Source organism: Paenibacillus sp. MT86, from assembly GCF_058792535.1.
The window spans coordinates 5,764,412-5,788,514 of record NZ_CM179499.1 but is presented as its reverse complement, the minus strand read 5'-3'; the positions used below and the strand labels follow the sequence as shown (position 1 = coordinate 5,788,514).

Annotated in this window: 28 protein-coding genes and 1 tRNA gene; 26 read left to right on the top strand and 3 right to left on the bottom strand. The window is 44.7% G+C overall.

Annotated features, from left to right (window positions below):
• The first annotated feature begins 204 nt into the window (after window positions 1-204).
• The 20 genes from AC3RCL_RS26180 to AC3RCL_RS26085 all read left to right on the top strand — a co-directional run bounded on the left by AC3RCL_RS26180 (window position 205) and on the right by AC3RCL_RS26085 (window position 15,838).
• Window positions 205-558, top strand: a complete 354-nt coding sequence (locus AC3RCL_RS26180) for a hypothetical protein (RefSeq protein ID WP_492532926.1) — start codon at window positions 205-207, stop codon at window positions 556-558.
• A 13-nt stretch (window positions 559-571) separates the two neighbouring features.
• Window positions 572-1,975, top strand: a complete 1,404-nt coding sequence (locus AC3RCL_RS26175) for a hypothetical protein (RefSeq protein WP_492532924.1) — start codon at window positions 572-574, stop codon at window positions 1,973-1,975.
• Complete coding sequence (locus AC3RCL_RS26170) at window positions 1,976-2,260, top strand: hypothetical protein (protein ID WP_492532922.1); 285 nt, start codon at window positions 1,976-1,978, stop codon at window positions 2,258-2,260.
• Between the two features lie 16 nt (window positions 2,261-2,276).
• Window positions 2,277-2,510, top strand: a complete 234-nt coding sequence (locus tag AC3RCL_RS26165) for a BhlA/UviB family holin-like peptide (RefSeq protein WP_492532921.1) — start codon at window positions 2,277-2,279, stop codon at window positions 2,508-2,510.
• Window positions 2,511-2,527: 17 nt separating this feature from the next.
• A complete protein-coding gene (locus tag AC3RCL_RS26160; RefSeq protein WP_492532919.1) occupies window positions 2,528-3,007 on the top strand; it encodes a hypothetical protein in 480 nt (159 codons plus the stop codon).
• A gap of 30 nt (window positions 3,008-3,037) precedes the next feature.
• Window positions 3,038-3,916, top strand: a complete 879-nt coding sequence (locus tag AC3RCL_RS26155) for an SU10 major capsid protein (RefSeq protein ID WP_492532917.1) — start codon at window positions 3,038-3,040, stop codon at window positions 3,914-3,916.
• A gap of 105 nt (window positions 3,917-4,021) precedes the next feature.
• A complete protein-coding gene (locus AC3RCL_RS26150; protein ID WP_492532915.1) occupies window positions 4,022-4,264 on the top strand; it encodes a helix-turn-helix domain-containing protein in 243 nt (80 codons plus the stop codon).
• 196 nt (window positions 4,265-4,460) lie between these two features.
• Window positions 4,461-5,261, top strand: a complete 801-nt coding sequence (locus tag AC3RCL_RS26145; protein ID WP_492532913.1) for a hypothetical protein — start codon at window positions 4,461-4,463, stop codon at window positions 5,259-5,261.
• Between the two features lie 287 nt (window positions 5,262-5,548).
• The gene (locus AC3RCL_RS26140) at window positions 5,549-6,820 is read left to right on the top strand and encodes a hypothetical protein (RefSeq protein WP_492532911.1); all 1,272 of its coding nucleotides are present in this window, start codon (window positions 5,549-5,551) and stop codon (window positions 6,818-6,820) included.
• Between the two features lie 81 nt (window positions 6,821-6,901).
• Complete coding sequence (locus tag AC3RCL_RS26135) at window positions 6,902-7,300, top strand: hypothetical protein (protein WP_492532909.1); 399 nt, start codon at window positions 6,902-6,904, stop codon at window positions 7,298-7,300.
• A gap of 11 nt (window positions 7,301-7,311) precedes the next feature.
• Window positions 7,312-8,883, top strand: a complete 1,572-nt coding sequence (locus tag AC3RCL_RS26130; protein WP_492532907.1) for a terminase large subunit domain-containing protein — start codon at window positions 7,312-7,314, stop codon at window positions 8,881-8,883.
• A gap of 14 nt (window positions 8,884-8,897) precedes the next feature.
• Window positions 8,898-10,262, top strand: coding sequence for a phage portal protein (locus tag AC3RCL_RS26125; protein WP_492532905.1), 1,365 nt, complete (start codon window positions 8,898-8,900; stop codon window positions 10,260-10,262).
• An 866-nt stretch (window positions 10,263-11,128) separates the two neighbouring features.
• Window positions 11,129-11,467: a hypothetical protein gene (locus AC3RCL_RS26120; RefSeq protein WP_492532903.1), complete on the top strand. Its 339-nt coding sequence runs from the start codon at window positions 11,129-11,131 to the stop codon at window positions 11,465-11,467.
• Window positions 11,468-11,539: 72 nt separating this feature from the next.
• A complete protein-coding gene (locus tag AC3RCL_RS26115; RefSeq protein WP_492532901.1) occupies window positions 11,540-12,202 on the top strand; it encodes a hypothetical protein in 663 nt (220 codons plus the stop codon).
• A gap of 163 nt (window positions 12,203-12,365) precedes the next feature.
• Window positions 12,366-13,697 (top strand): stalk domain-containing protein, encoded by a 1,332-nt coding sequence (locus AC3RCL_RS26110; protein WP_492532899.1) that lies wholly within the window; start codon window positions 12,366-12,368, stop codon window positions 13,695-13,697.
• 202 nt (window positions 13,698-13,899) lie between these two features.
• Window positions 13,900-13,982 (top strand) — tRNA-Leu (locus AC3RCL_RS26105).
• A gap of 186 nt (window positions 13,983-14,168) precedes the next feature.
• Window positions 14,169-14,588 (top strand): organic hydroperoxide resistance protein, encoded by a 420-nt coding sequence (locus AC3RCL_RS26100; protein WP_015737236.1) that lies wholly within the window; start codon window positions 14,169-14,171, stop codon window positions 14,586-14,588.
• 131 nt (window positions 14,589-14,719) lie between these two features.
• Window positions 14,720-14,962: a zinc ribbon domain-containing protein gene (locus AC3RCL_RS26095; RefSeq protein WP_006212369.1), complete on the top strand. Its 243-nt coding sequence runs from the start codon at window positions 14,720-14,722 to the stop codon at window positions 14,960-14,962.
• 89 nt (window positions 14,963-15,051) lie between these two features.
• Window positions 15,052-15,327, top strand: coding sequence for a hypothetical protein (locus AC3RCL_RS26090; protein WP_009594434.1), 276 nt, complete (start codon window positions 15,052-15,054; stop codon window positions 15,325-15,327).
• A gap of 85 nt (window positions 15,328-15,412) precedes the next feature.
• Entirely contained in the window at window positions 15,413-15,838 is a 426-nt protein-coding gene (locus tag AC3RCL_RS26085) for a thiol-disulfide oxidoreductase DCC family protein (RefSeq protein WP_492532895.1), read from the top strand.
• 11 nt (window positions 15,839-15,849) lie between these two features.
• Here AC3RCL_RS26085 and AC3RCL_RS26080 read toward each other — a convergent pair whose 3' ends face one another.
• The 3 genes from AC3RCL_RS26080 to AC3RCL_RS26070 all read right to left on the bottom strand — a co-directional run bounded on the left by AC3RCL_RS26080 (window position 15,850) and on the right by AC3RCL_RS26070 (window position 18,725).
• The gene (locus AC3RCL_RS26080) at window positions 15,850-16,326 is read right to left on the bottom strand and encodes a FixH family protein (protein ID WP_492532893.1); all 477 of its coding nucleotides are present in this window, start codon (window positions 16,324-16,326) and stop codon (window positions 15,850-15,852) included.
• 40 nt (window positions 16,327-16,366) lie between these two features.
• Complete coding sequence (locus AC3RCL_RS26075) at window positions 16,367-17,779, bottom strand: PepSY-associated TM helix domain-containing protein (RefSeq protein WP_492532891.1); 1,413 nt, start codon at window positions 17,777-17,779, stop codon at window positions 16,367-16,369.
• A gap of 85 nt (window positions 17,780-17,864) precedes the next feature.
• Window positions 17,865-18,725: a thermonuclease family protein gene (locus AC3RCL_RS26070; RefSeq protein WP_492532889.1), complete on the bottom strand. Its 861-nt coding sequence runs from the start codon at window positions 18,723-18,725 to the stop codon at window positions 17,865-17,867.
• 308 nt (window positions 18,726-19,033) lie between these two features.
• Here AC3RCL_RS26070 and AC3RCL_RS26065 point away from each other — a divergent pair, with 308 nt between their 5' ends.
• Genes AC3RCL_RS26065 through AC3RCL_RS26040 form a run of 6 tightly spaced genes read left to right on the top strand, consistent with a single transcriptional unit; the run spans window position 19,034 to window position 24,066 of the window.
• Window positions 19,034-20,191: a P-loop NTPase family protein gene (locus AC3RCL_RS26065; protein ID WP_492532887.1), complete on the top strand. Its 1,158-nt coding sequence runs from the start codon at window positions 19,034-19,036 to the stop codon at window positions 20,189-20,191.
• A complete protein-coding gene (locus AC3RCL_RS26060; RefSeq protein WP_492532885.1) occupies window positions 20,191-21,438 on the top strand; it encodes a TadA family conjugal transfer-associated ATPase in 1,248 nt (415 codons plus the stop codon). Before AC3RCL_RS26065 ends, AC3RCL_RS26060 begins: the two co-directional genes overlap by 1 nt.
• Window positions 21,439-22,296 carry a type II secretion system F family protein gene (locus AC3RCL_RS26055; RefSeq protein WP_492532883.1) on the top strand — a complete coding sequence of 286 codons (858 nt, stop codon included), beginning with the start codon at window positions 21,439-21,441 and terminating at the stop codon, window positions 22,294-22,296. It abuts the gene before it with no gap.
• A gap of 15 nt (window positions 22,297-22,311) precedes the next feature.
• The gene (locus AC3RCL_RS26050; protein WP_492532881.1) at window positions 22,312-23,184 is read left to right on the top strand and encodes a type II secretion system F family protein; all 873 of its coding nucleotides are present in this window, start codon (window positions 22,312-22,314) and stop codon (window positions 23,182-23,184) included.
• Between the two features lie 20 nt (window positions 23,185-23,204).
• Complete coding sequence (locus AC3RCL_RS26045) at window positions 23,205-23,396, top strand: Flp1 family type IVb pilin (protein ID WP_015737227.1); 192 nt, start codon at window positions 23,205-23,207, stop codon at window positions 23,394-23,396.
• On the top strand, window positions 23,389-24,066 hold the full coding sequence (locus AC3RCL_RS26040) for a TadE family protein (protein ID WP_492532879.1): 678 nt from the start codon (window positions 23,389-23,391) through the stop codon (window positions 24,064-24,066). Before AC3RCL_RS26045 ends, AC3RCL_RS26040 begins: the two co-directional genes overlap by 8 nt.
• Window positions 24,067-24,103 lie beyond the last annotated feature (37 nt).

Here is a 24,103-nt window from a genome sequence, read left to right as displayed (position 1 = left end):
CTTCACCAGTAATTTTATCCAAGCGATTAACGCATCACGAACCAACACCTCCTAACAATTGTTGGTTCGTTTTCGTTGTATTCATGCAAGGTTTCCTCCTTGCTTTTTTCTTTTTATATAGTATTCACAAAAATGAAAAGACCACTCTAACAAACTACAAACTGTTAGGGTGTTTTTTTATATCCTTTTGAAAGGAGTGATAGCATGGCAGAAATTAATGCTAATGGTTATCAGTCGATTCGTGACTTCATCCAAGCAAACTGGAAGCACATTGAATTGCGTGACGATACAGGGACAGCAGTTCTTCGTATTAGCACATCTGATAGTCGAGTGACTTGGACACATTCCGAAGGGTCACAAATGCTTGAATTAACGATTGTTGTTAAAGGAGCAGATGCAGGAATCACATTACCGCAGACATTCGCTTCATCGGCAATTTACGATGTTGCAAGTGGTGGAAGTCCTTATTCAGTAGAACCTTTTTCATCTTTCACAATGGAAGGAACAGGTGACGAACTGACAGTGAAGCACCAGATTCAAGTTCCGAAAGTTATTTAAGGGGATGATGTAAATGTTGGGAACTGGAACACCATTAGACCCTTTTCAAATAACAAATAGAGCAGAGTTGGAGAGCATCGTTGATAACTACTCTGCACATTACAAGTTAATGAATGATATTGACTTAGCAGGAACGAACTGGACACCATTGCCGTATTCCAGTACAGCAAACTTTGTTGGCTTGCTAGATGGCAACTTCAAGAAGATTAGCAATATGAAGATTGTCGGTGCATTGAACGATGCTTACATTGGACTGTTCAAGCGACTTGGCAAGGGTGGAAGCGTCAAAAATCTTGGCTTAGTTAATGTGGACATTAGTTCGCAAGGTCATTACACAGGAGCATTGTCTGGTAATGACTATCAAGGGAACTTTGAGAACTGCTATGTCACAGGGACAGTTAAAGTAACTGGCTCTTACAATTACATTGGTGCATTCGTGGGTCAAGGTAATGAATCCAATTACAAAAACTGTTACACAACTGCGACTGTAATAGGTGGCAAGGGTGGTAACTATGGTGGATTCGTTGGTTACATGCAGAAGGGTAGTTTCATTCGGTGTCTTGCGCTCGGATACTACAATGGAACTGCAAACAACTGGACTTCCAGTGGTGCTTTTTGTGCAAATATCCAATGGGGAAACGCTACTTACCAAGCATATGTTGAAGATGCTCATTACGATTCAACAGTTAATCCAAAAGGGAATCCTGTTGGTGGCATCACAGCAAAGACAACAGCACAGTTGAAGGTGGCAACGCCATACAACGCTAACTGGTCAACGAGTGAATGGTCATTCGTTGCAGGACAATATCCTACATTGGTTGTTCCAGTTCAGTTTGTGACAAAGACAATGACAGTTACTTCTCATGCAGAAGAATTTCTTTCTTCACAAGTGCTAAAGAAAGTTGCGACAAAGATAAGAGTTTCAACAGTCGAAAAACTGGATGCTGATTTGCAAAGGCAGATTAGAGGTTCAAGACAAACTTCAACATTCATGCGTGACATTGTTTCTGGTTCAAGCAGAGCAATACAGGTTGTTAAGGTTGCTAATGAAGTGGTTACTTCTTACATCTTACCAATCACATCTGATGTTGAAACGCTAGTGAAGAAATTCAAAATCGGAAGTGCAACAGTCACTTCTCATATTGAAGGCATTGACAGCAGGACAGAAAGAGAAATTAGAACACTTAGACAAGCAGTATCCTTCATTGATGTGTTGTTTGGAAAGTCGCTCACTCCTTACATTAAACCACAAGTAATTGAAGCGATATTGGTTCACATAGAGAATGGAACATTGTCGCAGTACCTAATGAATCCTTCGACTATTGCAATGCTGAATGATGTGACAGCACAAGATGATTTGCAAAGTAGTTCAAGTACGAATGTTCTTGAAAACCAAACTCTTGGGGAGGTGAGATAGATGGCTCTGATAGGTGACACAGTTCGATTAAGGGTACGATTCAGAACCTTTAATGGCAACGCAGTAGAGCCAACAGATATTAAGTTGCGAATCCTAGATGGCAATGACTTAACAGTAGTTGAGAGTGTTGATGTTCTTGGTGATGCAAAGGTTGATGTTGGTGTTTATGAGTACGATTATGTTGTGCCACAAGGCGATTCAGAAACATTAGTGTATGAGTTTTCTGGTGTCTACAATAACAAACCAATCCTCTCTAGGGGTAGTTTTGACAGAACATTCATCTAAGGGGTGGGGTGATAGCATGTTCGAGATTCCTTTGGAGATGATTGTTTCACAAGGCATCTTTGCTGTTCTATTCGTTTGGTTGTTACTGACCACTAGGAAAGAAGGCAAGGAAAGAGAAGATAGATTGATGGCTCATGTTGAGAAAACAACCGAAACGCTTGATGTTCTAAGCACTCGGATGGAAAAGGTCAGTGTTAAGGTTGACCACATTGACACTCGACTTAATGTGTTTGAATCCAAAGATAAATAAAGGGAGTTGTTAAATCAATGGAAGATATTAAAGATGAAGTAATCGTTGATGAAGTGGTAGAGGATGTTGTCGATGACAAGCCAGTTGATGAAGTAGTTGAGGAAAAAACATCTTATACAGATGCCCAACTAAATGAGTTAATGAAGCCACTAAAAGATGAAGTTGATAGGTTGAACAAACTTATCGCTGATTCAACTGTTCCGAAAGAAGAAATCGAATATCAGAATCGCATGAAGGAACTCTGGAATAAGGAAGTCGCCGTCGAATTGAAGATGGAAGGACTTTCGGACTTCGCAGAGTTTTTTGTTGTCGAAGAAAATAATCGTGAAGTTCTGGAACAGAAGATTAAGAAGTTCAAAGAAGTGCTTGGTAAGCGTGAATTGAATGATGGCTTTGTTCCAGACAATCACAGAAGCACAGACAAGTATTCACTTGCAGAAAAGAGCAAGGACACTAAAGCCATGATTGGTTCTAAGTTGTCCAAACTTTTCAAATAAAAAATTAAATTATAAGGGGATTGATTGAATATGAATACAACTAATCTGACTACCCAAGAGAACATTTCTCTTGCGAAAGAAATTGCAGTAATTGCTCCTATTGACACACCTTTTGCTACACTGTTGCTTGCTAATGGTAAACAGAAGCCATCTACTGCTAAGATTCACACATGGAGAGAGAAGTCGCTGAACCTTACTGATGACATTTCTGTTGCAGAGGGTTCGGATGCAACAAACTTCGCTAAAGGTGTTCGTGCAGAACTGAACAACGTAATGGAAATCTTCATGAAATCTGCAAAGGTTTCTGGTACTGCACAAGCGTCTGGTGCTGTCGGAGATTTGTTCTCTAGTGAAATCAACGACCGCCTTGCAGAACTGAAAGTGAACATCGAGAAGCGTCTTATCGGTGGTACTAAGGACGATGGTTCTGTAAGCGGAATCCGCAAAATGGATGGTATCTTCTCCTTCGTTGATGCTTCCAACAAAATTGTTGGTACGACAGCAGGAGTTGTTACAGAAGCAGAAGTCAAAGGTCTTGCTCGTAAACTGTGGGAGCAAGGCGTAAGTTCTAGCGATGTTTATGTTCTTGTGAACGCAGACATTAAAGAGCAAATTGACGAAATCTACAAAGACCGCTACAACTACCAAGCAACGACTAACGAGTTTGGTCTGGTTGTTCAAACCATTATCACTAACTATGGCACTTTGCACTTCGTGCTTGACCGCCACATGCCAGTTGATAAGATGGTAGCGTTCGACTTGAATGCTGTATCCGTTGCCTTCCTTCGCCAACCTGCTTTCGAGTTGCTTGGTAAAACAGGCGATGCTGTTGCAGGACAAGTTGTTGCAGAAGCAACTCTCGAAGTTCTTTCCAAGAAAGCAATCGCAGAGTACACGCTGAAAGCATAATAAACAACAGAGAGTGGGTCACAAGCCCACTCTTTTTGTTTTAGATACAAATTCAAAATTGTGAATTTCTGGTCTGATAAACACTATTAACAATGAGAGGGTAAAATGCCCACTCATTTTTTTGTTGTATCTAAATTCACTTTTTGTAATGGGGAGCGAGGGATAAATAAAATGAACGACAAGGATTTGTACATCATCAAACGCAGAAACAGGAAGATACGATTGGTTCAAATTGCGAAGGTAATCAATTGTTCACCTTCATTACTGTCAAAGTATGAGAATGGGTCAGCAGAAATGTCCCAAGATAAATTAAGCAGATACAAGGAATATATAGATTCCACAGATTAAATTAAAACGAGGTGAAAGAAGTGAAAGAAAAGACATAGCAAAACTCCTTTACTACCAATGTGAGTAAAAGGAGAAACGACTAAATAAAACTTGTGTTCTATTTAGTTATTACGAGATGGAAAGTGTAGTAAATTATTGGTACTAGATGAGTGAAGTGACTTTCGCTTTCACGAATCTTATGAGAAAAGATATTAAATTGAAGTTTCCAAAATGGGTTGATGAAGATAATGGAAACGAGTACCAATTGTGCGCCAGTGACGACATTGATTCATGGTTGAGTGTTAAGGTTCTGGAACGTCAGAAAGGGTACAGGGTGAATTACTTCTACTCGTTCGATAAGTTCTATGTGATGGACACAGAGAGCCAGAAACAAGCCATAGGGGTCGATATAGCGTTGATGAAGGGTAAGTGTTGGGACAACCATATCACCATGCTATCAAGCAGAGATAGCATGAATGAACAGTCGGCTAATCTTAATGCAATATTCAAGATTAACAGAGCCAACTACACAGAGAAGTATGCAGGGTCAACCTTGTTACAAATCTGGTCTTATTATGGGATACCGTTACCAGATACAGATGAAGGTAAGATGATTCTGTTGGCGATTGATAGCACATACAAGGGACATTATATCAGCAAGTTCAGAGAAACACAGAATGCCTATCTAAAAATGTTGGGCATGGAAGCACTTATAGAAGTGCAGGAGAAGTACAGCCAGATGGATTTTCAGAAGATAACCAGTAAGTACAGGTTAAATCAAAAGATTCAAGTAAATGAAACAGGGCAACTGGAAACAGACATTGACTTAGATGCAATAGGAGAGATACTTGGCTACGATTTACGGTTGCCAAAGAAAGTATTGTACTTGAAAAAAACCTTCAAGAGTGGTAGAGTTAATATGATAGGCAAAAACTACCCTACGAGCAGAAGGATTCACAAGAACATATTCTCGCTTGCTGTAACTAGCCAGAACAATGTTAGTTATTCAACGCTCTAAGGGGAGAGATTAAGATATGTTTAATGAGAAGGATTACTTCTATTGTTACTCTACAAATCTGTTTAAGTTTCTGAAAGCAGAGAAGGGGATTGCATACATTTGTTGTGGTCTACATGAAAAGACCATGAGAAAATTCTGGCAGTTCGAGAGGAATGAAGCGTTAAGTAAAGCATTGGTTGAGTATAGGCAAGTTGGGGATAAATTGAAAATGGCTTAATAAGATTGCCCTCTTACTAAGCCACCACCCCTGTTAAATTAAACTAGATAAATTAAAGGAGTGTATTATATTGAATACCTACAATGATAATACCACAGAAGTGGTAGATGATGCAATTGGAGAAGTTGAAGTAATTAAAGGGAAAAGAGAAAAGTTTGTAAGAATGCCAATGAAGATGTTTGCTTATGGCACACCTTCATATGTTACTGATGATGAATACGCAGTATATTATGAAGTTGTTTTCCATTGTTGGGGCAGAGATGTTTTTGTTGCTCGATTGAATGTGGAACTGATTCACGCTCGTTTACAGTGGAACAATGGTAAGAATAGAATCATTCAGGCGTTGGCAGGATTACAATCCAAAGGATACATTAACATTGACAGTAATAGCGAGGAAATCAAGGCGACAACATACTTGACTATCCATACGCCAAGAGATAAATCGAAAGTGTTTGAAGAAGTGATTACAGTAGATGGAACACCTTACTCTGGATGGCAGGAAGCAACGGAATCTGTTATGAATATCTGTAAACTGGATGCCATCAAGACAGGTCAAAGGTTGAAAGTTCTTACTTATATCGCATGGAGATACAACATTGACTACAACATTTCTTTTAAGGAATGGGAGAATGTGTTGCAAGTATCTGAACGAACAGCGAAGCGAATCATACCATCACTGAAAGAAGAAGGTTTGATTGATGTTATAAGTGGTAGATACTACACAACCTTAGATGGTCAGGTGCGCCAAGAGATTAACAAATATGGCGTAGCCAAAGAGGTTAAGGAAGATGAGAATGCTTACAAGCCAACAGTAACAGGCAGACAACGTAAATTTATGAAGGTGCTTGAACTGTTGACGATGACAACTGATAAGAGGGTTGTTGAACGCAACAACCTATTGGACTATGGCTCTAAATTAGGCGTTGAAGATATGGTTATCTATCTTACTTCTGATTGCCCAATCGTTAAAGAGTATGGTAAGAAGCGATTTGATTCAATCAGCAGGACAGCAAAAGGTAAATCAATGATTGAAGCATGGGAAACGAAGGCAAGAAAAGAGATTGCCAATGAATCAGAATCTTCTGAACCTAAACCTTCCAAGCCAGTACAACCTAGTTATGAACCAGTTACAGAAGTTGAAGTGAAGGTAAATAAATCTATGGTAGAGATGGATACTTCTTTGTTTGATAGCGATGATGATGACCACACTAAGAGATTCAGACAAGCACAACAGTACAGAGAAGCAGAGGAAGCGAAACGCAAAGCAGATGAAGATGAGCGATTCCGTAGAGAGATGATGGAATTTGATGAATATGAAAGAGAATTTGAAGAAGCAATCTAAAACCAAATAAAGCAGTCATACAGAGGACAGCCATTCGTGGTTGTCCTTTTTGTGTGCCGTAAATTAAAGGAGATGGGATAAATGAATATACACGATGCACTCAAAAGCGTTGCATGGGACAGAGCAGAATACTTTAAGTACAAGTTCCCTGCTGTTCGCTTTGACCAGACCAAAGATGAAAAGACAGTAGAGGATTTCTTGAAAGTGGTTGGTAAAAAGACCATGAATCCTTATTTGCGTTGGGAAAAGACAGAGGAATATAAAGCGTTGGTTGCTCTGATGTTACAAGCCAGAACAGCAGATGACTTGCAGGAGATTTACAGCATTGTCACAGAGAATGCGAAGGCAGGAGATGACAAGGCAGTTAAGTTGTTCATGCAATTGACCAGAGAAATTGATACTTATGCGAAAGTTGCAATCAAGAGCATGACAGCAGAGGAAGAAGATGATGATGACGATGATAATTTGATTTTGAATTGAGGTGATGTTGAATGGCTAAGGTTAGCACAAAGGAAAAACTAAAGATGATTAACGACAGTCCTAAGTTGTGGTTACAGAACTTTGTAAAAATTATGGATAACAATGGGGAAGCAGTACCTTTCAAGGTGAATGAGCAACAGGAGATGTTCGTTAATGAAATGACCAAGTTCAACATCATCTCAAAGGCAAGACAGATTGGATTCTCAACCTTATCACTAGGTTTGTGTCTGTATTACGCTTCCACTAACAGTAATACAAATTACTTGTTGGTTTCATATAAAGCAGAATCTTCTAGTTCCCTGTTTGAGAAGTTGAAGATGATGTATGAATCACTACCACATGATAAGTATTCGTTCCCTAAGATTAAGCGTAGCAATCGTGATGAGTTTCTTCTGGACAATGGTTCAAGGATTCAATGCGCTGTTGCAGGATTGAAGGATATTGGTCGAGGTACAACATACCAATACATTCTCCTGTCAGAATTTGCATTCTACCAGAACCAAGAGAAGGTACTGTTATCAGCAGAGCAAGCACTAGCAAAGAATCAGACAAGCAGAGTAGTAATTGAAACAACTTCCAATGGCTTCAACCATTATCAAGAGGTGTTCATGAATGCTTATAAGAAGAAGTCAAAGTACAAATCATTCTTCTTTCCATTCTATTCAAGTGCATATGAGAAGCAGTTCAAACATGACTACGACCAAGCAGAGCAATGGTATAAGGAAATGAACAGTGGCAGAAGGTTAAGTCCTGCTGACCTAGAGCCAGATGAAAAGATTCTCCATGAGAAAGGTGCAAGTTTGAAGCAGTTGATGTGGCGTAGATGGAAGTTACTTGATATGAGTTTGAATGAGTTCTATCAAGAGTTTCCAAGCAATCCAATGGAGTCATTTATCAGTAGTGGATTCAGCGTCTTTGACCAGTCAAAGGTGTTGGAGCGAATCAATGCTGTTGGTGAGCCATTACCTAAAACTGAATTGAATCACCTTCCAGAACTCCTATTGAAATATGTCAATAGGGGTCTTTTTATATACAAATTACCTGTTAGGGGCGAACGCTATTTTGGTGGTGCGGATACTGCATCTGGTAGTGGTGGTGACAGTTCCACAATAACAATCCTTGATGCTGATGGGGAACAGGTATTGAGTTTCTATCACAACAAAGTGCCTGTATATCTGTTCGCTGAAATCATTGATGCAATTGGCAAGTTCTACAACTATGCCTTCTTTGTATGTGAGCGTAACAGTTATGGCTTGCCTTTGCTTGAACGATTGAGAAAGGAATATGACTATCTGAATCTGTACAAGCACAAGGTATTCAATCAGCAGACAGGCAGGAAGCAAGTGAAAATAGGATGGCAGACAACAGAAGTGACAAAGAACATTCTAATCTCTGACTTCAAAGAGCATTTTGAGGTTGGTAGAGTGCTTATTCACTGTAAAGAAACACTTGCACAGATGCAGATATTCGTTGAGAGCAATGGCAAGACAGGCAATAAGGGTGGCAATGGAAACCATGATGACTTGGTTTTATCGTTCGCCTTCGCAGTACAAGCAATCAAGGCAAATAAATGGTATGTATAAGGAGATGTTGACGAATGGATATTCAAGAATATATTACTCGCACTCATAATGGTGAGAAGTTCTGGTTCAAGGAAGAAGTAGGAATGCCCTTCCATCAAGAGCGAGTGAATGAAGTATTAAGCAAGAAAGATTATTTGTCTGGACAGCATAAGATTCTGACAAGAGGAATGGAGCAATACAATGGTAAGGACTTCGAGCCAAGAAAGATTGTGTTGCAGTATTCCAAGACCATTGTAAACTTCCAGACCAGTTACCTCATGAAGAATCCAGTGTCATTGACTGGTGATGAAGGAACTGTTGCAGAGTTCAAGAAGGTATATCGCAAAGGTAAGTTCAACAAAACTGACTTTGACATTCTTGATTCTTTGGTTAAGTATGGCAATGCCTATGAATATATCTATGTTCAAGATGGCGTGATTAAGAGCAATCTGATTAGACCAGAAGATGCCTATCCAGTATATAACTACAAAGATGAATTGATTGCATTCATTGAGTATTATATCGCTGATTTCTCGGACTACTACACTGTTTACTATACAGATAGAGTAGAAACATGGACTAATGCAGGTTCTGGTGGAGATGACTTCTATTTGCTTGAAGCAAAGAAGAATGTTAGTGGTCTACCAATCTGCTATAAGAATCACAATGAACTGGATACTCGCTTTGGTCGAAGTGACTTGGATGACTTTATTGGCATCCTAGACAGTATGGAAGATATTCTGTCTAAGTTCGCTGATTCGTTCTATAAGCATCACAATCCAATTCCTGTTGCTATTGGTCAACAGTTGAAGGGTGATGGCTTGCCTAATCATGTTGTTGGTGGTGGTCTGGTTCTGGATGATGGTGCTGACTTCAAGATGATTAGTAACTCTTTGGACTATCAGTCCTTTGAAGCCATCTATAAGACGTTGAAGCAAGCATTGCTTGATGTATCTTTTACTCCTGCTGTATCCCTGAATAACACTGACGTTAGTAATCTATCAGAAGTGTCTATGAAGTTACTGTTCCAGTTGGCAGATATTAAAGCAGGGATGAATGAGAAGTTCATTCGTGAAGGTATGGAACAACGGTTCGTTGTCATTGCTGAATTGCTCAGTCGTATGGGTGTTGGCGTTGATGAGGAAGCATTGGATACATTGGATGTAGTGTTCCAGTATAGCCGACCTACTAACGAGAAGGACATTATCGAGAACCTTAAAGCATTGCATGAGATGGGTGCTATCAGCATTGAGAGTATCTTGGAGAACAGTCCATATACCCAAGATGTTGGACAAGAGTTGGAGCGATTGAGAGCCAATGGAGAAAATCCAGTAAAACAAACGAATAACAATGGTGATGTGATTGAAACAAAAGTTGAAGAAACCGTTGTTGATGCTTAATGAGATGCTAATAATTTATAGGTGTTAGTGTATGAAAGGTACGAGTTACCAACGCACATATAAATTATATAGACGCATTTTTAGACCTGTTCTCGGCTCACCAGAGCGCAATACAGCCACTTTATAAACGGCTCTAAGCAGTATAGAGCGCCATGAGAGAATTGCCACAAACCAGTATAAACGGGTATGAATGAGCGCATTTTGTGCCTATGAATTACTGAATGCGCCTATAAATTGAGCGTAATGGGTGCATGTAAAAGGTTGTATAGCCATTATAGTGGGGATAATAGCAGTTTTGGCTCTTGTTCGTGCTTGTGGGCTGGTCTGTATGCAGGATTCCTTATAGAGCGAGGGTATAAAGGATTTTTTATGTTCAAAATGGGTTAAATCCGTTCCCATAATTTCGATTATGTGAAGAATGGACAGAAGGCAAGATAGAATGTCAATGCTATAGACGGTTTACTAGAGTATCCTAATTACTAGGAGGGGTTCAATGATTTAAAACAATAACAGTTTAACGCTTTAATGATAAATACATATGCACAAAATATAGATTTTGCACATATGTATTTATGGCAAGAATCCAGTAATATCAAGGGTTTTTGCTTAACGGCTATAGATGATTGAATATTATACACGCTTTTCATGTATAAACATTAATAGATTCGTAGTTTTGCGAATAATTATACACTGCTATGATATTGTATTTTATTTATATTATTTACAAATGGTTACATTAGATACCCCGAAAGCATTTTGAAGTGCGCTAACATATCTCTTTACACACATGTGAAAAATTTTGCGAAATCTGACCCTTACAATTTTCTCAGTCACCATCACTATTATAAATGAAGGAGTGTTGCCCAATGAACAACTTACAGCGACTAGAATTGGAGATTCAAGGCATTGAACTGTCACACACAGAAATAGAAGTATATCTTGCAGAAAATGGCTTAAAGCACTATGACGAATATAATCCTGAATCCAACAAGTCCAAACGTGCTATCTATTCCACAGCACTAGCCATTTTGGATTCTGTTGCAAATCAGCCAGAATTAATGAAGGACTATAAACAAGATGATATGACCATCACAGCGTTCCATGAGCATCTAATGGCTCGTATTGACCAGTTAGAGAAGAAAGTTCGTCAGATGCCTTCTGACGACACGAACAAGAACAGTAACTTCTTCATGCTGTTCCAATAATTATAACAGGGAACTCGGCTTAGAGCCAAGTTCCCTGTTAATTATATACGCAAATTAGAAAGGGATGTTTATATGAAGGTTAATTTGTTTCAGACAGAAGATAGAGATTTTAAGGTGTTGCTTCAACGCTTCGGCAAAGATGTACTTCTGAACAATGTCAAAACTAAGGTTATTATCACAAACACATCAATCAATGAATTGGATGATAAGTATATTTCTGCTATCACAGAATTGAAGCGTGGCGACCACATTCAATTTGAAGACAAGGACTACTATGTAATCAACCAAGTTAAGACAAGTCGTTATGAATCGTACAAAGCCATCATTCGATGTGCGGAGCATTACATTCGATTCAATCTCTCTGTAAAGAATGGTAGCACTTATTCTTTCTATGACGTTAAAGAAGTTCCTTGCATCATTTCAACATCAACTGATTTTGGTTTGGATGATGGTAGACAATTAATGCTTGCAGAGGGTGAACTGGCAATCTTCATTCAAGATAATCCAACTACTAGAGCAATCTATTCTTCGTTCACAGATAGCACTCGCAAGCATGACGTTGTGATTGACGATAGACAGTATGCCTATCAAGGGTTTGATTTCATCTCAAAAGGTCTGGTTCGTATCAACGTCAAAGTTACTTCCAAAGGTAATAATGAGGATGGTATCAATTGGGGTATCTCAACAACTCATGCTAATTGGAATGGAGTGATTGACAGTTCATTCTATAATTAACGGTTACAAATTGCGAATTGGCTTCAACCATAGATGTTCTACTTTTCAATGATGTTTTTTCACTTTACTTGTATTATGTGATGTTCTTAAAAAACCATTGCAAAAAGACGATAGTATATTTATAGTACATTAGATATAAACATCATAGGAAGGAAGAACTAAAATGAGATTTGTAAAATCATTATTGGTATTCTCACTCTTGGCTATCTTGATTGTTTTTCCAACAAACGTATTTGCGGAAGGTCAGATTACAGTATCGATTGATGACAGAAATCTGACCTTTAATAAGCCGCCAGTGATTGAAAATGGAACTACACTTGTCCCTTTTAGAGCAATATTTGAAGGTTTGGGTTTGAGCGTTGGTTGGAATCCTAAGACGAACACTGTTACAGGACAAAAAGATGGACTAAATATTCAGTTAAAGATTGGTGATAAAAAGTCAACTGTAAATGGAAAAACCATCACATTATCTGTTGCGCCTAAAATAGTTGAGGGAACTGTGTTTGTACCTCTACGATTTGTTACAGAAGCAGGTGGAGCGAAATTAAATGGAATTGACCCAAATATGCATATTGATATTCTTTCGAGTTTATCAGTTCAACTTTATGATGCTATAGGCAACGGGGATTTAGTGAAGTTGAGAGAAGTTCTTGATAAAGGTGCTAATCCAAATGTGAAATGGTTCTCAGGTGTAGTTCCTTTAAGTAGTGCAATTTTTGGTGAAAATATTGGGGCTGTAGAACTTCTGATTTCAAAAGGCGCAGATGTTAAGAATCATCAGGGACTGCTCTCTAGTGCAGTTTATGTGGGGAATCTTGACATAGTAAAGTTATTAGTTGATGCTGGTGCTAATCCTCATTGTAGTGTTGGTGGCTCAACTGCATTAAGTTATGCAAAATATGAAAATCAAACTGATATTGTAACTTACTTTGAATCAATTCCGATAGTTCAAACATGCAATAGTTCTAACTTTGTTCCGACCCAAGATAAAAATTTCAATCTATCATGGGGGATGAGTGAATCACAACTCAAAGCAACTAGGAGCGATAAACCTGCTTTAACAAATAAATTAGATAACGGTAATAATCAACTCATTTACACTCATAAATTTGATTTAGGTGAAAAAGGAAAAGTTCGTTATACTTTTGATTCAAATGGATTGAGTGAGGTTTTGTTTTTAACAGATAGTACTTCTGACTTCGATATACCATATGGCGTGTTTGCAGGTCAAATTATAGATTTAAGTGATGTATACAACAATGGTGAAATGCCGAGCAGTACTACTTGGAAGGTAGATAGCATCACAATTAACGCCTACAAACAGGTCTATGGTAATGATAAAAAGGGAATGAACGAAATGGCTATTAGGTCAAAGGAGTTGACTCTAAATGCCACATTTGAAAGTGCTGACAGCAACATCTTATTGTCCATGTATAACAGTGGTACGTTCGATAAACCAAGTTATGTTACAAGTGTAAGATATGTAAAGAAGTGATAAGTCAGTCCCTTTAATGTTAAGAACTATCCTAACTCATTAATTATGACTTAGGGTGGTTCTTTTTATGTATATAGTTCAGTAACACACTATCTTCATAATTTTCCGTGACCACTTTACATAGTATGAGAGCCACTATATAATTTAGACAAGTGTTCTGAAAAGTAAGTGGTCAACCTTAAATAAAACCTTATAAATCAATGCGGTAGTGGTGGAATGGCAGACACGCTATCTTGAGGGGGTAGTGGGTGTATACCCGTGGAGGTTCGAGTCCTCTCTACCGCATACTTCATAAAGAAGCTGTTTATCAAGTGGAATTCCCTTTGATAAGCGGCTTTTTTTGTTATGTTCTTCGCGTGCCGGGATCATGCTGCAGCTATGGTGAAATGCCTTATTTATCGTTTCAAATTGCCCTGAAAGTTTAAAGAGTACATGTAGAGACATAATAGGGCATGAAGGAGATGAACGAGCATGAAACCATTATACACAGCAGATGTTAAAGTCGTCGGAGGGCGGGAAGGCTCCGTTGAATCTACCGATGGCGTTCTCAACCACAAATTAAGCATGCCGAAAGAGCTCGGAGGTCCGGGCGGAGCCGGAACCAATCCGGAGCAGCTGTTCGCGGCCGGTTATGGCGCCTGCTATGAAAGCGCCCTGGCCAACATCGCCCGCAAGGAGGGCGTCGAGCTGAAGGATGTCGTGATCCACTCCCAGGTGTCGATCGGAAAAGACGAAGGCGCTGACGGCTTTAAGCTGGCCGTGAAGCTGAAGATCGAAATGCCCGGCATCGAACGAAGCCAGGCGGAGGATCTCGCGAAGAAAGCGCACGCGTTTTGCCCGTATTCCAAAGCAACCCGGGGCAACATCGACGTGGAGTTAAGCGTAAGCTGACGATGGAGGATTCGGATGGCTCTCTAAAATGGGGGTCATCCTTTTTTGTCGGCTAAAGTCGCTCGATATGAAACTTTTTACATGATACGCCGTACTTCAGTTAAAGCTATGCATTGAAAGGGGCGCTTGGAATGCGAATAGAACAAATGATAGAGGAACGGTTTGTATGCAGCAAATGCGGAGGGAACCACTGCCAGACGAAAGAGGTCTCGATGTCCGGGGCAGGCTTGAGCAAAATGTTTGATATTCAGCACAATCATTTCCTATTTGTTTCCTGCACGAACTGCGGATATGTGGAAGTCTTCAACCCGGATATATTGGAAGGTAAAAAGAGGGGGCAGCTGGGCTCGATCCTGGATGTGTTCTTCGGTTGACATCACCCCTAAAATTCTTTAATATGACTAAGTACCAGAAAGTACAAACCAGTCATAAGGAATTTAAATAAAATAAACGGGTGATGAACATGCCATACAGACCGCAGATTGCAAATGTGACCACAGCTGGAAGCAATGAAAAGGAAGGGCTTTACGAATTCATTATCCACACGGCTGACGGAACGGATATTCGCGTATTCTATAACCGCTTCCCGGAATGGAAACTGACTGCGCTTAGCCGACTTGGGAAAGTACCTTGCCCGGTTTGTCGTAAGGATTTCATATGCAAATGCATGGAGAAATTCTCGAACGAATTCGACCAGCAGATGAGAGACGGCGAGTGGCTGAACAAAGCTGCTGAGTAATAAACCAATAAGCGTACTTGATCAAGCGTAGGAGAGGGCTCCTGCGTTTTTTCTTTTTTTATGGCGTGAAGGGAGCGAAGAAAATATGAAGGATCGTGCAACCGAAAATCATGAGGAATATGCAATTGTGCTGATTGATGGCGTGTGCCATATGTGCCAGGGGCTGACCCAATTCATTATCAAGCGAGATCCCGCGGGTGCTTTCCGGTTCGCTTCGCTGCAATCCGAGATCGGTCAGGAGCTGTTGAGGCAGGTAGGGCTCGATGGAGATTCGCCGGAGACGATGGTGCTGATTGAACAGGGGAGATATTACACCAGATCGACGGGAGCTCTTCGGATTGCGCGGCGTCTTCGTTTTCCTTGGCCGCTGTCGTATGTCCTGATCCTGATACCCCCTTTCTTACGGAACCTGGTGTACCGCTGGGTGGCGAAGAACCGTTACCGGTGGTTCGGGCAATCCAGTGAGTGCATGGTGCCGACGCCGGACATTCGGCGCCGGTTTTTATCCTGATTCCGCTTGTTTTAATGATGATGCTCTGCCGTGCCTTCTTGGAATGTCGGAGTTCCCGCCTCCAGGTAGGCAAGCTCGGCCTCGGACAGTTTGCCGACGGCGAACGGTTTCTGGGGAATGATGATGGAGCCGTTGTTGCCGCTGTGCAGCTTGATGAAATACAGCCCCTCTTTATCGAAGGTTTTGGTCACCGTATACACGCCATCTCCCACCTCGACCGCATCCGTCATGGGATCCCGAAGGGAACCGTCATGACTCCACAGCTCGTAGTGGACAAAATCCGCACCGGGCACTCTTTTGCCGTCTTGGGTAAGGATAATCTCGATGGTCTCCGGCTGTTGGACGGATAATACATCCGGAATGTTCACCTCGGCCATCAGCGGAATTTCTTTTACATACCGGTCGGCTGCCTCGGGACTGGCCGAACAAGCGCTCAGCAGCAGAACCGATAGCAGTACGGTTATAATAATACGGCCTTTCACGATCATGAAACCGCCACCCCTTATTTTTGATTAAGTCCTAAGCGAATCAGGCGTTCAGGAAAGCCTTGATCGCCGGTATCTTCCGCACGATGACAGAATCGATGATCCACACGATGATGAGAGACAAGCCCACAAGCGGGAACAGAATCCCCAAAGAGATAAGCACCAGCAGGAACAGCCTCATGTTCTTGGCGCCCGTCTCGGGCGCTTTCGGAGCCCCCAGTCCGTGATCCGGTTTTCGTTTCCACCACAAGTACAAACCGCTTACCGCAATAAGAATGATGCCTAGGCATATCAGCAAACTGAAAATCTGGTTGACGATGCCGAATTGGGTTCCTTTATGCAGCGTAATGCCCAGGGCAACGGCTTTGCCGACGAATCCGTAATGATCATAGCGATAATCCGCCAACACCGCGCCGCTGTACTGGTCGATATGCAGGGTGGCTTCGTCCTGCGCTTTCGGCGGATAGGCCGACAACGTATACACGCCGTCCGCTTGCTGCGGGATGCTGATGGTGTAACTCGGATGCATCCCCTCGCTTCGGGCCACATACATGACATCTTCAATCGGAAGCGGCATAAAGTCGGAGATGGTGGAGTTGGGAACCTCCAGATTTTCGGCCGCCCAAGGGACCTCTGCGACTTCCTTCGTCCGTACCACATGGGAGGACGGCGCACTGCCCGACCAGATGGAAGGAGGATAGCCGGCACCGGTATTGGTTGCCATGGTTTGGAAATTGCTGCCCCACAGGCCTGACCAGGGTAATCCGGTCATGACGAGAAACAGCATGCCAGCCGCGATCCAGAATGCGGGAACGGCGTGCAGGTCCCGGCGAAGAATCTGCTTGCCCTTGCCAAGCCTCGGATACAGGATCCCTGCGAGGCTTCTTTTCCTTTTGCTTTTGTTTTTATTTTTCGGGAACCATAAAAACAAACCGGTGATGATGAGCACGATCGCCCAGCAGGCGGCAAGCTCCACGATCCGGTCCCCGATCGTCCCGACCATCAGCTCGCCGTGGAACTCCTCGATTTTGTCCATGATCCGGTCTTTGTCTTTCAGCTCGCCCATCTTTTCTCCCGTATAGGGGTCCATGAAGACGGTCATGGATTCGCTGCCCGAGGTCAGACTGATTTCCGTGGAGCGGGAGTCCGACTCGCCGGGGCGGTATTTCGTGATGGTAGCGTCAGGGTAGAGTTCCTTCACTTGTCCGACCAGCTTGCTGGGCGTTACCCGTTCGGCTTGTGGGGTTACCGTGTAGAAGTCCCGATATAACGCTTGTTCAATCTGGGGCTTAAATAAGTAAACGGAGCCGGTTACAGCCAGGATGATCAGAAAAGGAGCGAACATGATGCCGGCATAGAAATGCCATCTCCAGACGGTTTTGTATAATGCGGCAGAGCTTGGATTTGCTGATTGATTTTCATTGGGTTTGGCTGCCGGCGTTTTCTTTTTCCCCATGGCTTCGTGGCTCCTTTTCAAATACGGCTAAAATTTATATAAGATGAACAATGCGATCATTTCATATATGCAAACAGGTTTATAGCTACTTCAGCGGGGCCCGGAAACCGGCTTGCTCGGCTTCTTCCTCGCTGCAGAACCACTGCTCCTGCTTCGTGCGCTCATAGTACGGGGATTCGGGCGTATGATAGATTTTCTCGCCTTTGGAGTTGATGTTGCCTTTAATGTCGCAGGCTTGCTTGGACGGTTGGGGTTTCTCGGTAGGCGCTTGGGTTGCTGTGGTGTCATGGTTGTTGCTCTTATTCGTATCGTCCTGTTCCTCGGGATGGAATCCGTCTTCCTGGGCGTAGTTCTCTACGCTCCATATGCCGAGCCCCTTGTCCCGGCTGATCCGCTGCAAATCATCGAATTTGTCCACATAGCGCGTGTTGGGCGGATAGATGTAGGCGACGCGGGCCAGACCTTCTTCAAGCAGCGATTCCTGGACCATTTTCCCGTCGGCATACACGTAAGCGAGCAGCCTGGAATATTTATCCCGGTTCGGACCGATATCGAACTCCAATTCAAGCCGATCGGCTTGTTCCACGAGCTCCTTCGTAAAAGCCTTGGCCTCGGGCCCGAACGGCTGGACGCCCAGTTTCGGATGGCTTGTCTCGGGCGTGTCGACCAGCAGCATGCGAACATTCTCTTTTTTGCCCTCGAACATGACGCTGATGGTGTCGCCGTCAACGGCTTTGACCAATTCCACGGCAACCCGCGGCAGGTTCAGATCATCGGTGGGATAGGTCGTCTGCTTGGCATTCGTTTTGCCGGCGTCTGTCTTGGCTTCGGATGTACGGGTCGCTGGGGTTTCTTCGTTCGACGTCGCAGGGGACATCAGCGGCTGGCTGCAGCCGGATAATAACAGCAGGGCGGTTAGAAAAGCGGCTAGTATACGTTTGTTCATGGGTGTCACTCTCCAAGCTTGGAAGTATTGGTTTAGATGGTTTAGGAGTTTATATATGTTAATTCTATATAAGAAGTTTCTATATAGAGAACACTCGTTCTAAGCCTATATAGTAGGACATTTATCCTTGTTTTGACAATAGTGATTAAGGGCTATCTCTACATAAAAAATAAAATCTTGCCGTTATCCTGCAACTGTGATATTCTAATGTCAAATTATAACAGACAACGGAAGCACCGTTCATTGTCCGCGATTTTCGCGGCTTTGACGGTGCTTTTTTTGCGTTGTTACAGAAGAGAGGGATTGGCATGATGATACCGGCCCGACTAGTGCTGGCAGTGCAGGATTCCCGGTATGTCGAACCGCTGCTGAATTATGTGCATGGAAGCTCCTACGGATCGGCCCTGCAGGTGACCGCATTCACCCGCGTAGAATCATTCCTTCATTATATGGACTCGGGGGAGAAGCCGAATTTGGTCGTGGGGGATGCGGATATGCTGGAGAACTGGCTCAGCCAGAGGGAGGCATCGGTTCCATGGCTGCTCCTAAGCGAAGGCCATTCAGCGCTTTCTCTTATGGAGGGCTGCGACAGCACCCCCAAATACCAGCCGCTGCCTCAGCTGCTGGACATCATGGTAACCCGTTGCAGGCGAAGCGGGGGAACGCTGGAGAAATTGAATTCGGGATCAACACCGGTGATCGGCATCGTCTCTTCCCTGGGCGGGAGCGGGAAATCAACGATCGCCATGAACATGGCGAAGCAGCTTGGCGTGCTCGGTTTGAGAGTTTTCTATCTCAATTTGGAGAGCGTGAACAGCAGTGCGTTGTTTCCGTCCGGATCCGTCGGCATGGAGGGGAGCTTTTCGCGATTACTGTATGACGTTAAGGCCTCCCAAGAATCGGCTTCCGAGACGGAGCTGTCGATAGCTCCCTATATCATCAGGCATCATGGCTTGAAGTGCGATTCCTTTGAGCCCAGCTTCAACGTTAAGGAAATATCGGAAATGACCGTGGACGATACATCCCTGCTGTTGACCTCCCTGATATCTTGCCATCATTACGATGCCATTGTGGTGGATACCGAGGGGGACTCGGGGGAACGATTGCAGGCGGTTCTCGAACAGGCCGGACTGCTGATCTGGGTGCTGTTGGATGATTTGATCAGCATGCATAAGAGCGGCGTATGGCTGGATCAATTGGAGCTTAAGAGCCCCGCCCTGTTCGGAAGCGTGAGGAAACGGAGCCGCTTCATCGTCAACCGGTACACGGGTCAGCTTGTTAACGGGCTTCCCCGCAAGGATATGAGCATAGACGGCGTGCTGCCTTATATACCTTCATGGAAGCAGCTCCATCGGGAAGATCTGCTGTTGTCCTCGCCGATCTATCAAAGGGAGGTATTGAAGCTCTGCCAGCAGCTGCTGGAGGGCTCGGGTATCATGCCGGTTCATGCGGGCGGTGGGAAGTGATGATGGAGGATCCGTTTAAATCGGTTCGGGATCAGGTTCGGTCCGAGCTTGATATGAGTGCGAGCGTTAACAATTCGGAATTGATGGCCCGCATCGAGGAAATGGTGTGGAGAAGACGCGAGCTCATGGAGTTGACCGCAGCCGAGAAGCGGAGGCTGGTGCGGAGGGTATTCGATTCTTTTCGCGGGCTGGATGTGCTTCAGCCTCTGGTGGACGACCCCCGTATTACGGAAATTATGATAAACAGCCACCAGGATATATTCATCGAGCAGGACGGCGAGGTCAAGAAGCTGCCGCTCCAATTCGAGTCCCAGAGCCGGCTGGAGGATATCATTCAGAGCATTGTGGGTACGGTAAACCGGGTGGTGAATGAATCGACGCCCATCGTTGACGCGAGATTGAAGGACGGCTCCCGGGTGAATATCGTGCTCCCGCCCATCGCGCTGAAAGGGCCGACCATGACGATCCGCAAGTTTCCGGAATCGCCGATGACGATGGATGATTTGGTTGGAAGGGGAGCGCTGACGGAGGAGGCGGCAGAGCAGCTTCGGATATTGGTCAAGGGCAAGTATAACATTTTTATAGGCGGCGGGACGGGGTCGGGGAAGACGACTTTCCTGAATGCGCTGTCGCAATATATTCCGCCTGATGAACGTGTCATTACGATCGAGGACTCGGCGGAGCTGAAGATCGTGACGGTCCCGAACCTCGTGTCGCTGGAGACCCGGAATGCCAACACGGAAGGCCGGGGGGAGATCGCGATGCGTGATCTGATCCGTTCCTCGCTGCGGATGCGTCCCAATCGGATCGTGGTGGGCGAGGTGCGGGGCAGCGAGGCGCTGGATATGCTGCAGGCCATGAATACAGGGCATGACGGAAGTTTGTCGACGGGGCACGCCAACAGCACGCAGGACATGATCAGCCGTTTGGAGACGATGGTACTGAGCGGTGCGGATCTTCCGATCAGCGTAGTCCGCCAGCAGATTAGCTCGGCGATTGATATATTTGTGCATTTATCCCGGTTAAGGGATCGATCGCGACGCGTAACGGAGATTAGCGAAGTGATTGGAATGAGCGACGGCGAGGTGGGGCTGAACCCGCTGTACCGGTTCCGTGAAACGGGCGAATCGGGCGGCCGGGTGATTGGGCGCCTGGAGCCTTGCGGCAATCCGCTTCAATCGGCGGACAAGCTTCATATGGCCGGGATTACGGCTTGGCCGCTGCAGAAGATGATGGAGGTGACATAAATGAAACGCTCCGGCAGTTCTGCCTGGATGCCCAAAGAGGGCCAAGGCGGCCGAATGATCAAGAGGAGCAAAATCGCCGCTAAACCCGAGCATGCAGCCGCGGCTCGAACCCACGCCCTTCCGGATTACAGTGTCTATCATCTCTCGATGAGTCACAGAACGGCATGTGTGATCCTTGGCGGCCTTTTGTTTTGCTTCATCGGTTATCTGTTTTATCACAATCTGATATTGTCGCTGCTGCTGGGAGCGGGAGGGCTGATGATCCCTAAATTATGGCGGCGGTTTATGCTGGAACGCAGACGCAGGACGCTGAATCTTCACTTCAAGCAAGCTCTCTATTCCTTGTCCTCGTCCCTGTCGGCCGGCCGCTCCGTGGAGAACGGGTTCAGGGATGCCGTTCAGGACTTGCTGCTGCTGGATCCCGGAGGCAGCAGCGATCTGATCTTCGAACTCAAGGTCATTGTGTCCCGTTTGGAGTACGGCGAGCCTATCGAAGTGGCACTGCAGGATTTTGCAAGAAGGGCGGGGATGGAGGATCTAACGAATTTTGCCGATGTCTTCTCGACTTGCAAACGCACAGGCGGCGATTTGGTCGAAGTCGTGCGCAGAACCTCCTCCGTCATCGGGGAGAAGCTGGATATCCAGCAGGAGATATCCGTGATGATTGCACAGAAGCGGTTCGAATCCAAGGCGCTTCTTGCCGCCCCGTTCCTCCTGCTGCTGTTCATGAATATGACATCCCCCGATTATATGGAGCCCATGTACAGCGGATCGGGGATCATGATCTCTACTCTTGCACTTGCGGCTTTAGGAGGCTGTTTCTTATGGATCACCAAAATGATGGATATCAAGGTGTAAGGAGGTGAGGCGGGGATGCTGACATGGATGTCCGGCGCGCTGACGGTTCTGCTTGTGGGTGGTTGGGTGGTGCTGAATCGAACGTGCGGCGAACGATACCATCGTCTTGGCAGATTGTCCATGGATGGGCTCAGGCTGCAGCGGTTAGCGCCGCCTGTGTTGTTCCTGCTGGAGCGGGGGAAGGTTCCGATGCGCTTCCCGATTGTATTCTACCGGATGCAGGGCTCCGTTCAGAAGATCCATGGTCTGCGGCACAGCGCGGAAATGACGTTGTTATTTATGGCCGAGGCCCTTGCGTATACATGGCTTATTTTGATCGGCGGCTGCTTGTGGTCGTTGCTGTCTGGGGAAGTAACCGGACTTCTGGCTGGATTCGGATTGGGGGCATTGCTGCCCGTCGCTTTGGTGAAGGATCTCCATAAAAAGGTCACGCTGCGTGAGCAGGATATCGTGATGGAGCTGCCGGAGCTTCTGAACAAGATTGTGCTGCTTGTCGGCGCCGGCGAGACGGTGCAGCGGGCGATCATTCATTGCGTGGAACGGAACAAGGACGAGAGCCATCCCCTGTATGCTGAGCTGAAGAGAATGGTGCTTGAATGGGAGGGAGGCCATCCGTTCCAGCAAGCCTTCGAGCAGTTCAATAAACGGTGCGGCGTTCAGGAAGTATCGATATTTACAACAACCGTCCTGCTTAATTTTCGGCGCGGCGGGAACGACTTTATCCTGGCACTTCGGGATTTGTCCCGCGTGCTGTGGGAGAAGCGCAAGGCCATTGCAAGAACAAGGGGCGAGCAGGCCTCCTCGAAGCTGGTGCTGCCAATGGTGGTCATCTTCATGATCGTGATTGTTTTGCTCGGAGCGCCTGCATTTATGATGATGAACATGTAGAAGGGACCGGTGTACGAAATATGATGTTAAACATGGCGAAGAATGGTATGAAAGCTTTTTGGAAGGATGAGAAAGGGATCGGAACGCTTGAGATGATCCTGATCCTCGTCGTTATTTTGATTATCGCGCTTATATTTAAAGATCAGATTACGGCCTTGGTGAACAACTTGTTTAAAAACGTGAACAACAAGAGCAAAGAGTTCCTTGAATAATAGGCTCCAGAAAAGATGGAAGGACGATACGGGGAGCTTCACGGTTGAAGCCTCCCTGGTTCTTCCCATCTTGCTGATGGTGACGGTTTTGCTTCTGTTCCTATGCTTGTATATCTATCAGCAGTCCATGCTGGTTCAGGCATCGGCCGCGGCTTCCGAAAGGACCGCGTATATCTGGGATAACAGCCATAAGATCGCTGCCTCGGGATCCGTGGAACAGGGACGCCATGATGCGTTATATTGGCGGTTAACCGACGATAACGTTGTCGGGACCTTATTCGGTTTGGCGGGGGGAGACAGTACGAGGTCGATTACACTGCCGCAAGGGGAGGCTGAGAGCGCAGGGAAATTGCCCGAGCTTAAGATGTCCAAGGGCGGCACGGCCGTGCCTTCCAGCATCGCTGGAGAGATTCGTTATACGAATCAGCTGCTCATACGAAAAGTAACGACGTCGTTAAACGAGCAGGTCTCTCTGACGCCAATCAGCCGAATGCTGGACGATGGCGGCCAGATCGAGGTCAACTCACAATCGATTGTGGTTGATCCCGTTGAATTTATCCGCACGGTGGATTTGATGCGATATTACGGATCGAAGTTTCAAGGCGGGAGAAACGGAACGGATAAGGCAGCCGCAGGGGAAGTTCTACAAAAGTTCGGAGGTTCGCGATAGTCATGACGAAGCATGGGAAAGCGCGGTCTAGTTGGAG